General features: G+C 35.2%; 18 protein-coding genes and 2 pseudogenes. 12 read left to right on the top strand and 8 right to left on the bottom strand.

Annotated features, from left to right (window positions below; translation table 11 throughout):
- Window positions 1-117 precede the first annotated feature (117 nt).
- Genes GOQ16_RS07460 through GOQ16_RS07430 form a run of 7 tightly spaced genes read right to left on the bottom strand, consistent with a single transcriptional unit; the run spans window position 118 to window position 4,277 of the window.
- Complete coding sequence (locus GOQ16_RS07460; protein ID WP_149914982.1) at window positions 118-426, bottom strand: DUF4134 domain-containing protein; 309 nt, start codon at window positions 424-426, stop codon at window positions 118-120.
- A 39-nt stretch (window positions 427-465) separates the two neighbouring features.
- Entirely contained in the window at window positions 466-768 is a 303-nt protein-coding gene (locus tag GOQ16_RS07455; RefSeq protein ID WP_160068716.1) for a DUF4134 family protein, read from the bottom strand.
- A gap of 9 nt (window positions 769-777) precedes the next feature.
- Window positions 778-1,119, bottom strand: coding sequence for a hypothetical protein (locus tag GOQ16_RS07450; protein ID WP_160068715.1), 342 nt, complete (start codon window positions 1,117-1,119; stop codon window positions 778-780).
- A 31-nt stretch (window positions 1,120-1,150) separates the two neighbouring features.
- Window positions 1,151-1,774, bottom strand: a complete 624-nt coding sequence (locus GOQ16_RS07445; RefSeq protein WP_160068714.1) for a ParA family protein — start codon at window positions 1,772-1,774, stop codon at window positions 1,151-1,153.
- Window positions 1,775-1,788: 14 nt separating this feature from the next.
- Window positions 1,789-2,904: a relaxase/mobilization nuclease domain-containing protein gene (locus GOQ16_RS07440; RefSeq protein ID WP_160068713.1), complete on the bottom strand. Its 1,116-nt coding sequence runs from the start codon at window positions 2,902-2,904 to the stop codon at window positions 1,789-1,791.
- Entirely contained in the window at window positions 2,901-3,308 is a 408-nt protein-coding gene (locus GOQ16_RS07435; RefSeq protein ID WP_149914987.1) for a hypothetical protein, read from the bottom strand. The genes GOQ16_RS07440 and GOQ16_RS07435 overlap by 4 nt, the downstream gene beginning before the upstream one ends.
- 12 nt (window positions 3,309-3,320) lie before the next feature.
- Window positions 3,321-4,277 carry a toprim domain-containing protein gene (locus GOQ16_RS07430; protein WP_160068712.1) on the bottom strand — a complete coding sequence of 319 codons (957 nt, stop codon included), beginning with the start codon at window positions 4,275-4,277 and terminating at the stop codon, window positions 3,321-3,323.
- A gap of 880 nt (window positions 4,278-5,157) precedes the next feature.
- Between GOQ16_RS07430 and GOQ16_RS07425 the strand changes: the two genes are divergently transcribed.
- A complete protein-coding gene (locus GOQ16_RS07425) occupies window positions 5,158-5,646 on the top strand; it encodes a hypothetical protein (RefSeq protein ID WP_160068711.1) in 489 nt (162 codons plus the stop codon).
- Window positions 5,647-5,693: 47 nt separating this feature from the next.
- Here GOQ16_RS07425 and tnpA read toward each other — a convergent pair whose 3' ends face one another.
- Window positions 5,694-6,107: an IS200/IS605 family transposase gene (tnpA, locus tag GOQ16_RS07420; RefSeq protein ID WP_160068710.1), complete on the bottom strand. Its 414-nt coding sequence runs from the start codon at window positions 6,105-6,107 to the stop codon at window positions 5,694-5,696.
- 518 nt (window positions 6,108-6,625) lie between these two features.
- Here tnpA and GOQ16_RS07415 point away from each other — a divergent pair.
- The 11 genes and pseudogenes from GOQ16_RS07415 (at window position 6,626) to GOQ16_RS07365 (ending at window position 15,029) form a co-directional block, all read left to right on the top strand.
- Window positions 6,626-7,186 carry a helix-turn-helix domain-containing protein gene (locus GOQ16_RS07415; RefSeq protein ID WP_160068709.1) on the top strand — a complete coding sequence of 187 codons (561 nt, stop codon included), beginning with the start codon at window positions 6,626-6,628 and terminating at the stop codon, window positions 7,184-7,186.
- A 117-nt stretch (window positions 7,187-7,303) separates the two neighbouring features.
- Window positions 7,304-7,975: a BON domain-containing protein gene (locus GOQ16_RS07410; RefSeq protein ID WP_240140975.1), complete on the top strand. Its 672-nt coding sequence runs from the start codon at window positions 7,304-7,306 to the stop codon at window positions 7,973-7,975.
- A 757-nt stretch (window positions 7,976-8,732) separates the two neighbouring features.
- The gene (locus GOQ16_RS07405; protein ID WP_160068708.1) at window positions 8,733-9,059 is read left to right on the top strand and encodes a hypothetical protein; all 327 of its coding nucleotides are present in this window, start codon (window positions 8,733-8,735) and stop codon (window positions 9,057-9,059) included.
- Window positions 9,060-9,202: 143 nt separating this feature from the next.
- The gene (locus tag GOQ16_RS07400; protein WP_160068707.1) at window positions 9,203-9,691 is read left to right on the top strand and encodes a hypothetical protein; all 489 of its coding nucleotides are present in this window, start codon (window positions 9,203-9,205) and stop codon (window positions 9,689-9,691) included.
- Window positions 9,692-10,126: 435 nt separating this feature from the next.
- A complete protein-coding gene (locus GOQ16_RS07395; protein WP_160068706.1) occupies window positions 10,127-10,600 on the top strand; it encodes a DNA starvation/stationary phase protection protein in 474 nt (157 codons plus the stop codon).
- Between the two features lie 7 nt (window positions 10,601-10,607).
- Complete coding sequence (locus GOQ16_RS07390) at window positions 10,608-10,820, top strand: SHOCT domain-containing protein (RefSeq protein WP_160068705.1); 213 nt, start codon at window positions 10,608-10,610, stop codon at window positions 10,818-10,820.
- A gap of 20 nt (window positions 10,821-10,840) precedes the next feature.
- Complete coding sequence (locus GOQ16_RS07385) at window positions 10,841-11,662, top strand: NAD(P)H-hydrate dehydratase (protein WP_160068704.1); 822 nt, start codon at window positions 10,841-10,843, stop codon at window positions 11,660-11,662.
- Between the two features lie 46 nt (window positions 11,663-11,708).
- A pseudogene (locus tag GOQ16_RS18095) lies at window positions 11,709-12,383 on the top strand (DUF6629 family protein).
- 14 nt (window positions 12,384-12,397) lie between these two features.
- Window positions 12,398-13,119, top strand: a pseudogene (locus tag GOQ16_RS07375) (DUF1003 domain-containing protein).
- 96 nt (window positions 13,120-13,215) lie between these two features.
- Window positions 13,216-13,890, top strand: coding sequence for a PIG-L deacetylase family protein (locus GOQ16_RS07370; protein WP_160068702.1), 675 nt, complete (start codon window positions 13,216-13,218; stop codon window positions 13,888-13,890).
- Window positions 13,887-15,029, top strand: coding sequence for a glycosyltransferase family 4 protein (locus tag GOQ16_RS07365; protein WP_160068701.1), 1,143 nt, complete (start codon window positions 13,887-13,889; stop codon window positions 15,027-15,029). The genes GOQ16_RS07370 and GOQ16_RS07365 overlap by 4 nt, the downstream gene beginning before the upstream one ends.
- Window positions 15,030-15,032 lie beyond the last annotated feature (3 nt).

Here is a 15,032-nt window from a genome sequence, read left to right as displayed (position 1 = left end):
CCCCTATAAATAGCCCTAATATTAATGAGCCAAGTGCCCAGTAAATATATTTTCCTTTAAAACCCTTATAGGTAAGGGGCTTTTGAAGCCCCTTGTATATGGGATAACTTTTCGGTGTCATACGCCAAAGAATGCTTTAATCACCACACTTACTAACACCAGGAATAAACAGGAGCCTCCCCAGCTCATTAGCTCTTTGTTAATATCCTGATCCCCACTATTCCATTTAATATACACGCGAATTCCACCTATCAGGCCGACAACTGCGCCAATAGCAAGTATTAAAGTTGATATAGGGTCTACGTAGCCTGTTAGAGACGACGTGGCTGCATTTATTCCCACAGTTCCCCCTTGAGCGTAGATGAAGTTTACTGACCAAATAGCAAGTAAAATGGCAGAAAATAGTTTTTTGAGATTTTGTTTCATGATTATTGTTTTTAAGTTATTTAGTTGTTGAATGTTAGTTTAGTGAAATAGCCCCTTAAGAGCTGCGCTAAGTATGGATAGAAATAGACAGGAGAAAAACCACCCGGCAATCTGCGCATCTATGCGGTCTCTTCCAAACTGCCAATTGTTGAAAATCCGTAATCCGCCTAATACTCCACATATTCCTCCTATAGCAAGTGCTAGATCAGATAAGACGATATAGTAGCGGTCAATTTGATTACTTACGCTATAAAACTCATTGATTGCAGGTTGTGCAAAAATTGAATGGGTATGTAGTAGAATACTAAGGGGGATTAAAAGATAGCATAGTTGTTTTTGCATGAGTTGACGTTAATAGGGGATTGCTTTAGTGTACTCTATAACCTCATTTTGTACGAGCACCAAGAGATCTTTAAAGCTAATAGGGGCAGTGCTTGCAATGGGGGTAATAGGTAGAGCCTGAGATTTTTTTTCTTGAGTCGACACCCCTACTTTTTTAGCAGCTTGATTAGTCTCTTTTTTACTTAAAGTGACCTTTATTGGCTCACTAGGCTGCGGTATTATTATTTCCTGCTGCTGCGGGTTATTAGGCGAGGCCTTTGCCGTGTTGATATATAGATCATAAATAATGTTGAGAACATAATAGATCACATAGCCTGTAGCAAGGCTAAATAAAAAGGTAAACCAGTTCATAATTAATTAATAGAAAATGTAAATTTTAGATTTATCTTTGCAGATACTGATGGTAAATGCTGTCTAGGGTAGGAAGTAGTAAACTTAATAGACTTGTTGGTGTATGTATGTTGTTTAGTCTTTGAAAATCAATCCTATCGTAAACTACCGATGTAATGGTTCCAAATTTTGAAAGTGTGAGCTCAATATCCTTTTTAGATTCAATTTTTGCAGAATTCTTTATCCTATTGGGAATAAAGCACCATGGCGCTCGAGGATTCAATTTGGATAGTACTAAGCTGAAAAGCAGCGTGGCGTGAATGGTAAATTGGTCATAACTAAAAGGGCATAAAATAAGATCGGCACGTGAAACGTAGTCCATAGCATGCGTATCCTCTATACTGGTAGGAAGATCAATCAGCAGAATTTTATGTGGATTCTCTTTAATCTTTAAGAGTAGATTTATGCTTTCTGCTTGTTGTTTGTCATATATCGTATATAAGGATGGAGTTTGCAGAATTTGGGTATTTTTCTGCATATTAATTAGGCATTGCTTGAAATCTAAGTCCAATACACTGACCCATCTTCTATGCTCTTGCGTGAGATAATTTGCCAGAGCTAGCGTGAGGATACTTTTACCAACGCCCCCTTTAATATTTCCTATAAGAATGATCATAGCTGTCTTTGGTTTTAGGGGATTGTGTTTGTCTTATTTTTCCTTCTTTTATATAGTGCATTGGGTTCTACTTCTTCGATAATATCGATTTGGAAATCAAGTATTGAAATCCCAGAGCTTTCTTTATAAGTAGCGTCTAAACCGTCATTCCTGTCTATAAAATCGGATTGCGTTCTAGGCTGCGTAAGACTATTATTTACAGGGCGGATAAAGTCAGACAATGGCCATATGTAGCTACCCTCAAAGATGGTCTTACTTTGATGATCTATTACGCAGAAGTCAGTTGGCATTTTACGGCTTCTTCCGTGAAAAATAAGCTGAATGTTGTGGCTGTTTTTAAGCTGCGAAATAAATTCGGATGTGCACCTTATTGGGGATGATGAAAATTTTTGATATTTCATATACTCTTTAATTTGTATGGAGGCATCATGTTTTTTCAGATTCGCGGCAAAAATTTCTCTCAGCTCCTGCAATCTCAAATTAGATCGCTCGCCGTTTGCTATCTTGTCATATATTTTCTTAAGGGAAACCTCTGCTTGTATTTTTCCATGTTTTATCAAACCCAGATTGCCATTTTTAATTTGAGCGCTGTATCCAAATGCGTATAAAAGCATTATAAAATCCATGCGCGATGAGAATGTATAGCTTAATGCCTTATGAAGATCATCTTGTGCCTGTTTTTTAGAATCTATGCCCAGAACATTGTTAAGCTCAGTATATGCTTTAATTCCTTCGAAGCTGTCGCTTATCCCTTTTCCATTCCTACCCACGCGTGTTGAGACAATATGGACATGATTTACGTTTGTGTCGTAGTGAAAAAAAATTAAATAGGGCTGTTTACCATATCCCATTTTCTCAAGCCATTCTATAGCCATGAAAGTCAAGTTCCACTTACTTTGGATTTCTTTTTGGCAAGTAATGACAGCGTGAAATTGGGGTTTTTCAATCCGGCTGGCAGTAGATATGCTGAGTAAATAATCAATATAATCTTGAGGTTTTATATCTCTTAATATGCTAAGGGCATGAAAATTTTCTGCGCACATTAATTCAGCTCTATCACTGCTAACCTTAGCTATATTATACATTACACCCTTAAATGAGCTTTGATTATTAAAAATTATAACTTTCATTTCATCTTCTTTACTATTTTTAATAATTCTGAAAATGCAGCCTCAATTTTGCCTAACGAGAGAAAATAGTCTTCTATATTTGCTAGCGTTACAGCGCTGATATGCATGTTATCTTCGGGGTTTTTCTCCTTAGTAAAGTAATAAGGAATTGTTGGCTCAAGTGAATTTCTAATCTGCGCTAAATGCGTGCCTAATGTATCTAAAGCTTTTATAAGCTCCACAGTATTACAAAGCATAATGTTAGACTCTTCAATAACCATTAATCTAACAATTTTTGATTTACTCATGCCTAAGCTTTTAGCTAATGCTGTTAACTTAGTATGTTCAGTAGATGTAAGAGACAGATGGTATCTGTTTTTAGGTTCTTTGTGATTAGCCGTTAATTTTGACGTTTTATTTTCCATACTAAAAATGTTTTAGCGCTTTAAAAAATTATTGAAGGAATGATATTTACAGCCAATTTTATCTACAAGCATCTCGTTAAAGTCCTTGTAGCCTTGATACTGATTTGAACGATCTTTGGCATGTGGTATAGCATTTATAATATTCATAGTAGCTTGCCTTCCCGCTTTATCGTTATCTAGAAATAGATCTATTTGTTTGATGCTCTTAATTCTATCGATGGTTTTATTTAGTTGTGCTATGGAATTAAGTACATAAATGGTAGGGGATAACTGAGGATTACTTGTGTGTTTTAACCAGCTCAAGTAATCCATGTAGCCCTCAAATACGGCAGCATGATTTTCATCAGATCCTGGAATTATTGAAATTCCTTTAGCCCCAATGCTACTTTTGAAGCCTTTAATGGTGGTGAACTCAAAATTCTTATGCTCATTCTGCCAGCCTATGGCATAATAGCTTGTTAAAGAGTCTTTATTCAAGTGGTTTTTATAATATACTTCCTGAAGGTGCCCTTGTGCTACGTCATAAATCCCTCTAGATTCCAGGTATTTGGTAAGCAAGAAGTTTGTTCCTAGAGGTTTAGTCTTAACCAGCTTAAAGGCATAGTCTTGAGACTTTTGAACATCTACATTCTGCAGTAAGGAATTATTTATAGAGCTGATGGGTCGGGTATTAAGTGTGTTTCGCATTTCAAGAAGCACTTCTTTAAAGGAAAGCTCAGGCCAGTAAGCCAGGGCGAGTTGAATAATCCCACCGCCGTAAATCCCTGAATGGTTGGCGCCCCCTCTATCGATCCATTTACCTCCATCATCCCAAACGCTAAAAGAAGGCGTGGATTGAGAGGTTTGCCGAAGCATACTATGATAGATAAGTTCTTTACCAGATTTCTTTTCAGGATAATGTCCTAGGGCGGCAAGAAAATCTGAAATCCGTATATTTTGAAATTCTTCAATATTAACATATGTTGACATGTTTAATGATTTATAAATAAAAGATTTTATTTTTCTAAAGGTTAGTGTCCCTTGATATGCTATCAGTTAAGTATATATGCTCACCAAAAGGGCTGTTTGCAATAGATTTAAAAGAATCCACTGGAAATCTAGAGGATCATCGTTTTATTTCATTTTTATTTTTATTCGGAACTACTCACGTCAGTCTGTACAGACCGGGTATTCACCTGCCAATGTGCTTTCAGTATATTGAATAGACTCTATTCTCACTTTCACAAAATTTCCTTTTTATTAAGGATAATGCTTCGTTCCTGGCTGTCAAAGAACATCATTGAATCATTCTCGCAATGATTACTTAATGGATGTAAGCTTTGGCTATTCTGCTTTAGCTTGGCTATTTTGTTCTTATGCATTATTAGAAATAGGTTTTTATTAATTTTCATTAGGCTATGCTTTCTGATTTAATCATATAACTATAGCGCTTTAGGAGTTAACCATTTAAGTGTTTGTTTAATAATTGAAAATTTTAAAACATATTTCTTCTAATTTTTATCAAATCAAAAAATTATGTGCTTTAGCAAACAGTGAAGGGGGGTGAAAAAAAGAGTTCACCCTAGGGAAGGAATTGTTGTAACCAGCAGATAATCAGCGGTTCAGTTTTTAATTAGCAAAAAGTGAAAAATTCAGAAAAAATACACTGAAAGTTTTCAATTGGATTATTTGATTGTATATAGCAATTGTACGTATTCAAATAGAACTGAAGATGTAAGCTTAAATTTCTTGAGGCGCTCTTTTGAAAAACTTTCAACCTATGATACTGTTAAAATGGAATGGAAAACATTTTTTAAATTCGCTTCACTAATATTAGTGTTTTGTCTAATTTTAGGAGGATTGTAATAAGATGTGCAGAATTAAAAAACAAAGAGGACTTAATCGATATTATAAAAATCTTGCTACTGAAAATGACTTTGACAAAGGAACCTGGCTTGAATTTATAAATCCAGAAACTTGGTTTGATAACTGGCATATACACTTTGACTGGAAAGGTTATGGAAATAAGAGATTTAAAAGCCGAAAGCCTCATTTAGATAAGCTTTTTAGGCATTTCGATTTACTTGAGGATAAAACTAAACAGTTAAAAGACTTTCAGCTTTATGCGATTTTACTCGATTATGATAGTTATAGTGATGCATTATTCTTACATACACCAAACCCAAATAATAGTCAATTCTCATTTAAAATATCAGATTTGCAATTTAAATCAACATTAAGAAATAAACCACTAAAAGAATACATCTCTAACTTGAAAGGGTACGAAAAGCTATATGGACAAGCTGGGGAAGGATTCTGTTTATTATTCAAAAAAAATGTTGGGAAAGCTTTTTTATAAAACGGAGCGTAAAACCCACAGGTGTTTAGCCTGTGGGATGTAAGCGACTAACCCTGATTGAGAATATACTCACGAATAGTATCAGGAGATGCTTCACCTATTGAACAAACAAAATAACCATCAGACCAGAAAGTATGTTCTTTCCAAAAATGTTTAAATAAGAATGACCTGTATGGTGAACGCGAAATGTAATAATTAGATTCTTGTTTTAACTTGCGAACAATAGAAGTAATTGAAACACGAGGGATATAACGAATAAGAAAATGGATGTGGTCTAAATCAGATTCAAACACTTCAATTTGAAAATCTGAATTAGAAGTAATGTTTAAGAGAAAAGAACGCATATCATCTTTTAACTGACCGACAAGTAACTTTTTACGATACTTGCAAACGAAGATTAAATGACACTTTAAGTAGTGTTTTGAACGATTTGTGCTGATGTAATTACATTTTTTAGACATAGTAGCGAAGTTTTTTGTGAATGTTTCTCAATGAAAATGGAAATATTTACAAAAAACGTATCGTACTGCATAAATAAAATGTTTTTTTGCATAAAATAAAACTATTTAATAGTATTACACAGCGGAAACAAGTCGTAACGAAGATTGAAGATTTTAATCACTTTTCATAAAACTAAATCTAGACTTCATTTTTCTTCAATCTATTAACAAAATTCACTTTTTTGTGCAGTCAAATCTTGTAAATTATAAATATTAGTTGTAAGCAATGTCAAATACAATTATGCTATGAGAAACTAATCATACTACCTATTAGTACCGGAAGAATCTATACTATGACATTTAATCTGAAGCAACAAATCATTGTACAAAAAAACAATTACTCGCATTAAACGTTATATTTTATGATGCCTTCATTGAGGGGCTTGGATATCAATTTATGCTGTATACTTTTTATAATATAATTCTTATTATCTTACTCTACCAAGTCGCTTAACCAATGATATATAATTAAGAATATTATGAAAATAATTATTCACAATATGGTAAGCAATCGGTGTAAGATCCTTGTGAAATCTGAGCTCGATAAGTTGGATATTTCCTATACGTCAATAGAATTGGGTGAAGTAAATTTATCCAAAGCTATTACTGAAAATCAGCTTATAAAGTTGAAAAATGTTTTACAGCATTCTGGACTAGAACTCATACAGGATGGCACAACAGAACTAATAGAAAAAATAGTTAATATCGTAATAGAAACGGTGCATTATTCGAAAGAAATACCACACATCAATTTTTCAATCCTTCTAAGTGAAAAATTAAATAAAAACTACCATTATCTTGCTGAAGTATTTTCTAAGAACAAAGGTGTTACACTTGAGCATTTTATAATTTTGCATAAAATAGAAAAAATCAAAGAATTAATCATGTATGATCAATTAAATCTTACCCAAATTTCTTATCAGCTAAATTATTCAAGCGTCTCTCATCTATCTAAACAGTTCAAAAAAATTACAGGTTGTACACCTACATTTTTTAAGAATCTTCCCACAAGAATTCGAAGAAATTTAGAAGATCTGTAAAGTTAGTATGTATTCCAACCAATTGTACTACAACTATTTCTAATTGTATAAACCGTCTCTCACTATAAACTTCATCTTTGTATTGAAGCAAAAATTTATTTGTTTCTAAATTTCATAATGATGAAAACAGATGCAGAATTACAAACAGACGTTCAGAATGCTATCCATTGGGAGCCCTTATTGAACGAGGCAGAGATTGGTGTTATCGCTAGAGATGGAGTAGTTTCCCTTAACGGTCAGGTTGATAGCTATGCAAAAAAAATAGTAGCTGAAAATGCTGCAAAAAAAGTTCTTGGTGTAAAAGCCTTGGTGGAGAACATTGAGGTTAATCTACCAAGTAAATGGATGCTAACCGATAGCGAAATTGCAAGTTCAGCCCTAGCAGCGTTGAAAACTAGTTGGTCAATTCCTAAGGACAGGATAACGGTAAAAGTCGAAAACGGTTGGATTACGCTTGAAGGATATTTACCATGGCATTACCAACGTGAGATCGCGAAAAGTGCTATAAATTATCTCAGCGGAGTGAAAGGTGTAATAAACCATATCAAGATAAGATCCGAGTCAAGTGATACAATTAAAAAAGTAGATGTGGAAAATGCTCTTAGAAGAAGCGCTATTGATGATAGCAATATTGAGGTTTCAGTGAAAGACACAACAGTAACCTTAAGTGGTACATCGAATTCTTGGTATGAGAAAGACGAGGCTGAGCGTATTGCATGGAATACACCAGGGGTCTGGCACATGAAAAATGATCTGGAAGTAGATTACAAATTATCTCTACAGCATTAGGCTGCTAAAAAGGCGCTTGATTGGGTTTCAAGGTGTTTAAAGACAAGCTCTTAAATCGTTTTAAGTGACGCGTTTTATAAGCTTTGTATTTAAATGTATAAAAATGTATGCTCCCAATAAAAAGGTCTTTAAAATGGAAATGAGAACTTATAGAGAATACGATAGCTGTATGAACCGGAGATTAAGGTAATATAAGTTAAAAGTATCGATCGGCTTTTTTACTATATAGGTCCAAAGTATTAGTGATTTGATTCTTCCGAAAGAATAAAGGAATTCAGGAAGTATCGGGGTAACGAGAATGTCAAGTGCTGTTTTGTGAATGATTCAAAAGATGTTGAAATAACACTTTATAAGTAGCATACGACAAAGTAATTAAGGGATATCTATGTTTTTAAGCAAAATAGGGCTAGAAGGGGGGATTTTCTCGTTCTTTAACCACAAGAAATTATTTGTAAGCTGTTGGATTTTAGTGTGATGAAGAAGTAGATAAATGTTATCCATAGGGATGTTCACAGCAAGCCAATAAAAAGATGATGCGCTTTATCAAATGAGTTCATCTCAAAGATATGCTAAAGATGTACAACATTAATTTTAGCCGTCCACTGGTAATGGATAAACAGAAACATCATCTTTTTTATTCGAATCATGGTGAGCTTTTAAAAGGCAAATCCATTAGAGAATTCGTGTTTTATGCTTTACTTAATCCAATCCAAGTGAAAAAGAATTAGCAATCAAAAATTTCTAAAAATAACATAATATGAAAACCATACGAGATCTTAATATAGACATACTAAATATTACAATGAAAATTCATCGTAATTACCCAGAACTTTCTAAATATATCAAAGAAATGCATGTAGATGCTGCTTCTAAGGATACGAGAAATATTACTCCTCAAAACCTCACTGACTATTATAATTCATTAGCCACGCTGTTGGAAAAATATGCATCAACACATACGTCCATAGGTATAGAAACGTTAACACAGCAAGACTATTTGCAACAACCTTCTTTTGGAACCCCACCTGCTAAGGAAGTTAAGCACCACGAAATAGATGCTCAATTCATTATCCACCCACCTTAACAGACCAAATGCAATAGTGAAAATGCAGATGGTAATCACATTCTGTATGTTCTTGGGTCCGCAGTTAGATGATAAACAGCGTAGAGCGTGAGGAAGAATGCAAACAGCAGAAAAGAATATAATTTAAGCAATAAATAAAAATTATGAAAACGATAGCGGTATTAGTTTTTGCAATATCAGCATTTATGTTCAGTTGCAATCAACCTTCCAATAAGGAGGTGAAAGACGCAAATCAAAATTTAACCAAGGCAAAAGATGCATTACAGGATGCGCAAACTAAACAAATTCAGGTTGCCAAAGCAAAGGAAATCCAAGATTGGAATCGCTTTCAAATTGAATCCGACAGTTCTATTGTTGCGTTGGAAAATGACTTGAAAAAATTGGAATTAAGAATCGAAAACTCTGCAAATAAAAATAGGCAAGATCTTAAAGCTGCTTACGACAGTTCTAAAGGGAGAATAGAAATATTGCGAGACAATTTGCACAAAAGAAATGTGGAATTTGAAAGAAATATCGAAAAATTTGATAAGAATTTTATCGAAAAAAATCAATCTTTCAAACGAGAGTTCACGCACGATATGGATGAATTCGGAAAATCAGTAAGAGATCTTTTTAAAGACAATGTTAAGTAACGCAAAAATTGTTAAAAATAGAAGTAATGTCGTTAGACGATTCTCTCGAATGCTTTCTACTTGTGCTTAACCTATAATGAGGGATGGGAATACCCATTTTTGCTTGCAAAATTGTAATAGTTATACATTCTGAGCTTTAAATAAGAATTAAATAATGGCTGGCTCAATATTTAATTCTTACACTTAATTTATGGAGTGCGAAAAGTCAACTTATAACCTCATGAGTTTTAAAAGCCAAATGATGGAAAAGTCGAAAAACCTGATGCCACCTTTTGATTAATACATTCTGCTCACATGTGCTTTAATAACTTGAACAAATCAAAAGACGTTGTCAAATGAACGAATAACATGGTGTGATCATCTATTCATTGAGGGTATGGAGTGAAAAATTTACCGCGTATACTGACCGAATTGAAAATACTTAAAACTAATGAAATGGAAGCAACAAGAGGAATAGCAATTAAAAATAGGCAATCCGTTGTAACAGAATTAACCAAATTATTGTCCGAGGAAACACTGCTTTACATTAAAACTAAAAATAAACAGTGCACTATTCAAGAGACAAGATTTTATGATACATATAGGTTTTTTGGTTCCCAATTTAGACAAATCGATGAGCTAATAGATGACCTTCAAGAAGGTATTGGTATTACTGGTCATTACCCACCAGTTTCTTTTAGATCGCATCTAAGTTTGGTCCATACAACACAAGCTAATAGAAAAAATAGTGGTAGGCAAGGATATATCCAAGAGCTAACTGAAGATCATGAGGGTATTATCCTGGCTTTAAGGGAGCATCTCAAATCTTTTTCCAATAGCTTCTATAGAGCTGGCAGTAACGATTTATTGTCAAAATCACAGAGAATACACGAGAATATAATATCGTATTTGAGTTCACAATTAAAATAATATAATCATGATTTACGAAAATTATTATTTCTGGGGAATGCATCTTATTTGGTGGATAATTTGGATAGCGCTGCTCTTTTGGATTTTTGCTATACCATACGATATTCCCGGCCAAAGAAATAAAATTAATAAACCACTTGATATGTTGAAAAAACGTTATGCCTCGGGACAAATTAATAAAGCGGAGTATGAAGAGAAGAAAAAGTTGCTTGAAACATAATTTTAAAAAACTAGATAATTATGAAGTTGGAAAGGAAATTTATAAGATCGCAGCTAAAGAACAAGAATGCAAATTCCACTAAATTAGATCATGGACATGCGTTACTTATTGCTGGAAATACAGGTTATATGGGGGCTGCAGTAATTGCAACTAAGGCAGCCCTGCGCTCGGGTGTAGGGCTCCTTACGGTAAGTGTACCCTTGGATGAGCGGTGGACCTTACAGGTTGCTGTTCCCCAAGCAATGCTTATAACACAATCAGATTATCAAATAGACCTAGAAAAATTCTCCACTATTGGAATAGGGCCTGGATTAGGAGAAAATGTGAAATCACATGAATTACTACAACAAATTTTAAGACGGTATAAAAGTCCAATGGTACTGGATGCAGATGCACTGAATATTATATCAAGCAATCAGCATTTAGTAAGCAGTATTCCTGCAGAAAGTATAATTACTCCCCATGTGGCAGAATTTGATAGACTTTTTGGAATCCATGAAAGCCATGACGATCGTGTCGCAACAGCTATTATAAAGGCGAATGAACACCATCTTGTTATCGTATTAAAAGGGCATCAAACAACCATTGTATCAGAAGATGAAGTAAGGTTTAATCATACAGGGAATGCAGGACTGGCAAAAGGCGGATCTGGCGATGCATTGACAGGAATAATAACCTCATTATTGGCACAAGGTTATTTGCCATGGATTGCCGCCTGTATAGGTGTTTATCTGCATGGCCTTGCATCTGATCTCACGTTAAAGCGACAGTCAATTGAAAGTATGCTTATTACAGATGTTATCGATCATTTAGGAAAAGCATTCAAAAGGACAAGGAGATAAATAATGGTATTAGTCTCTAAAAATGTTTTCTTAACTATATAATCATATGTGTTTTTCAGCTCATGTAAGTTTTATAGCTGGTGGTTTGCTGACTATTGTGGGAGTAGCCTCGATACTAAAAGCTTCCCATCGCTCGCAACGGTTATTTGCAGCTATCCCGTTACTCTTCGGTGTACAGCAGATAGTAGAAGGGATGCTTTGACTGACACTTCCCAATTCTGATTATGTGTTTGCTCAAAAAGCTTTGACCCACATATTTCTATTTTTTGCTCAAGTTATCTGGCCTGTCTGGATACCCACGGCCTTTCTTCTACTGGAGCAAAGAGCCAAAAGAAGAATGGTACAAAAAATACTGGTCGTAATTGGTGTGGTTATTGGTTTATATCTTTTTTATTGCCTCCTTAATTATAATGTTGCTGCGCAGATTGAGCTTCACCATATTACTTATTTACAAGAACACCCTGCTGTATTCAGAGAGTTTGGTTTCGTATTATATGCCATAGCTACAGTAGTTCCCCCATTCTTGTCGCAAATAAGGCGAGTTTGGATCCTCGGCTTAGCAGTATTGGTATCCTATATCATATCAGATTTTTATTATGAGCAATATCTATTATCTGTGTGGTGTTTTTTTGCTTCAATTATCAGTGTAACTATTTATGCAGTTATTACTCATTTCAGAACAACGGAAAGAAGAAAGATGATTATAGCCAAATTATTTTAAAAAAAGAATAGCTTATGGAATTTCGCAGTTATCTCAGTAAAGAGAAAATCAGAAAAGGTGAGGATGTAAAATGTAAAGACATCAGAGAAGGTATATTTAATTTGTTATTATTGGATTATCCTGACCTATCCATGGAAGATTATATATCTATTGAAGAGTTGAATAATTACCGACGGCTCTATGTCACCTCGCTTATTAACAAAGAGAAAGGAGAGCTTGCTGTCATTGATTACGATATGATGAACGCAATTAGAAAGAACTCCATTCTCTCCGAGGAAGTACAAGAGGAGATAGAGTCAAAGATAACCGTAGGGGGGCGGTTAGCTGATAGTGTGGCTTTACTCGCTGGTAGTTGGATATTTATCATTGCCTTCTTTTCATTTATCTTTCTATGGATGGTGGTTAATTTTACGCTATGGCGTATTACACCCTTTGATCCTTACCCTTTTATTTTACTTAATCTACTTCTTTCCTGTTTAGCAGCAATTCAGGCGCCTATTATTATGATGAGTCAAAATAGGCAGGAAAAAAAGATCGCTCAAAGGCCGAACACGATTATAAGATTAATTTGAAAGCAGAGCTTGAAATAAAATTGTTGAGCGAAAAAATAGACCATCTAATGGTTCGTCAGGACAAGAAACTTTTGGAAATTCAAGAAGTACAAACAGACTATTTGGAAGATCTTTTAAAAGTATTAAAGAAGAACTCACCGTTAAAAAATGCCCAGGAAATCTAAAAATAGTATAAGTGAGTAATAAGAATAGTTTTTTCTCACGGTATTTCTGGTCTGTTGATTTAGATGTTTAAATAAAAATGAGACAATAAAAAGGAAATGAAAAATATTTTTCCAGCAACTTTTGCTGATAAATCCTTGGCAAAAAAACGTGTTCTTGTAATCGTAGCTCACCCAGATGATGAAACCCTCTGGGTGGGAGGCACTATCTTGGGTCATGACGACTGGATGGTTTATGTGATTAGTATTTGTCGAGGCGATGATCGGGATCGGGCTCTGAAATTTAGTGCCGCACTTAAGATTCTAGGAGCAGAAGGTGCGATGGGCACTATGGATGACGGTGTATGTCAAACACCCCTGAGGGAAAAGGAAACTCAAGATACTATTCTTTCTCTTTTACCCTCCTTGGAATATGATCTTGTCATTACGCATAACCCCTCAGGCGAATATACGTACCATCGAAGACATGTGGAAGTCAGTAGTGCTGTTATAAAACTCTGGGAAAAGCATAAAATAAAAAGTAAAGAATTATGGACGTTTGCCTATCATGATGAAAATCGTCTTTTTTATCCAAGAGCCCAGGAGTCTGCTCCAATAAAAAACCGGCTAAAACTCAATATTTACAATATGAAGTATAAAATTATGAATAAAATATATGGCTATCCAAAACAAGGGTGGGAGATGAGAACTACGCTAAGAACAGAAGCTTTCTGGGTATTTACTGATGCCAAGAAAGCTTTGATGTGGTTAAATAAGGGAGGGATATCAATATGAGGGTATTATTATTATATGATTACCCGCCTTCTCCGGGAGGTTTATCTACACAGGGTGATTTGTTGTATAAAGGCTTGATAGCCATAGGTGTTGATGCACATGCGGTTCACTGGGATTCTGAGCAAGAAAAAGAATGGTATTACGCTTGGTTTAAACCAGATATAGTGGTTGGTGTGGGATATTGGGGGCATGTGCCGTCCATTGTGGTCCATCCTCAGCGCTTTGGACAGCGAGCTGTACCCTGGCTTGTCGCAGACGGATACATTGCTAATTACAGAGACATACTAAATGAGTTACCTCTCATCTTAGCAACCTCCAATTGGGTAAAAGAAATGTATATTAGAGATGGTATCTCTGGAGATAAAATAGAGGTTCTCCCGGTAGGCTGTCCGACGGATTCTTTTATCCCCTATGCAAGTGATGAACCCAAAATTCTTGCAGTAAGAAAACAACTAGGTATATCTGAAGATGAGATTATGATTCTAACAATTGGCGGAGATGCTGCTTCAAAAGGATCAAATGAAGTTATGCAGGCATTAGCCTTAATCGACAAAGATGTACCATCATGGAAATATGTTTGTAAGGTATGGCCACAGCCCAGAACCTCCTTACAAAATCAATTTGATCAAGATCTAGCCAAAAAATTAGCCATCAGTGAAAAAGTGATATACGCTACCAATACAATTTCACGGGACTTTATGCCTTATCTAATCGGCGCCTGCGATATTTATGCTGCACCATCTAGATTAGAAGGCTTTGGTATGCCTCAAGTGGAAGCAGGAGCATGCGGTAAGCCTGTTCTTGGTATTCGAGCTATGGGGATGCTGGACACACTAGTGCATGGAGAAACTGCTCTATTGGCCAGGGTTGGTAAACAAATTGTTGTAGATAGTGTTATTTTGGGGCCTGAATCTGGTTATGAAGTCAATCACCTTTTAAAGTTTGATGTTCCTCGCACAGTAGACTATAGGGCTGATATCAGAGATATTGCAGATGGATTGCTTGCCCTGATGCAAGATTCCTCTCTCCGAAGTGAAATGGGAGCCGCTGGGCGTAAGAGGGTTGAGGAGCATTTTGATTATATTGTGGTAGCTAGGCGATTTGTTAAAATAATTCAGGAATATTTCAAGATGAACTAATTT

It is taken from the genome of Sphingobacterium bovisgrunnientis (assembly GCF_009829085.1).
GTDB classification, from domain to species: domain Bacteria; phylum Bacteroidota; class Bacteroidia; order Sphingobacteriales; family Sphingobacteriaceae; genus Sphingobacterium; species Sphingobacterium bovisgrunnientis.
Note: the sequence above shows the minus strand (reverse complement) of the source record. Positions and strands in the feature narration are given on the sequence as shown.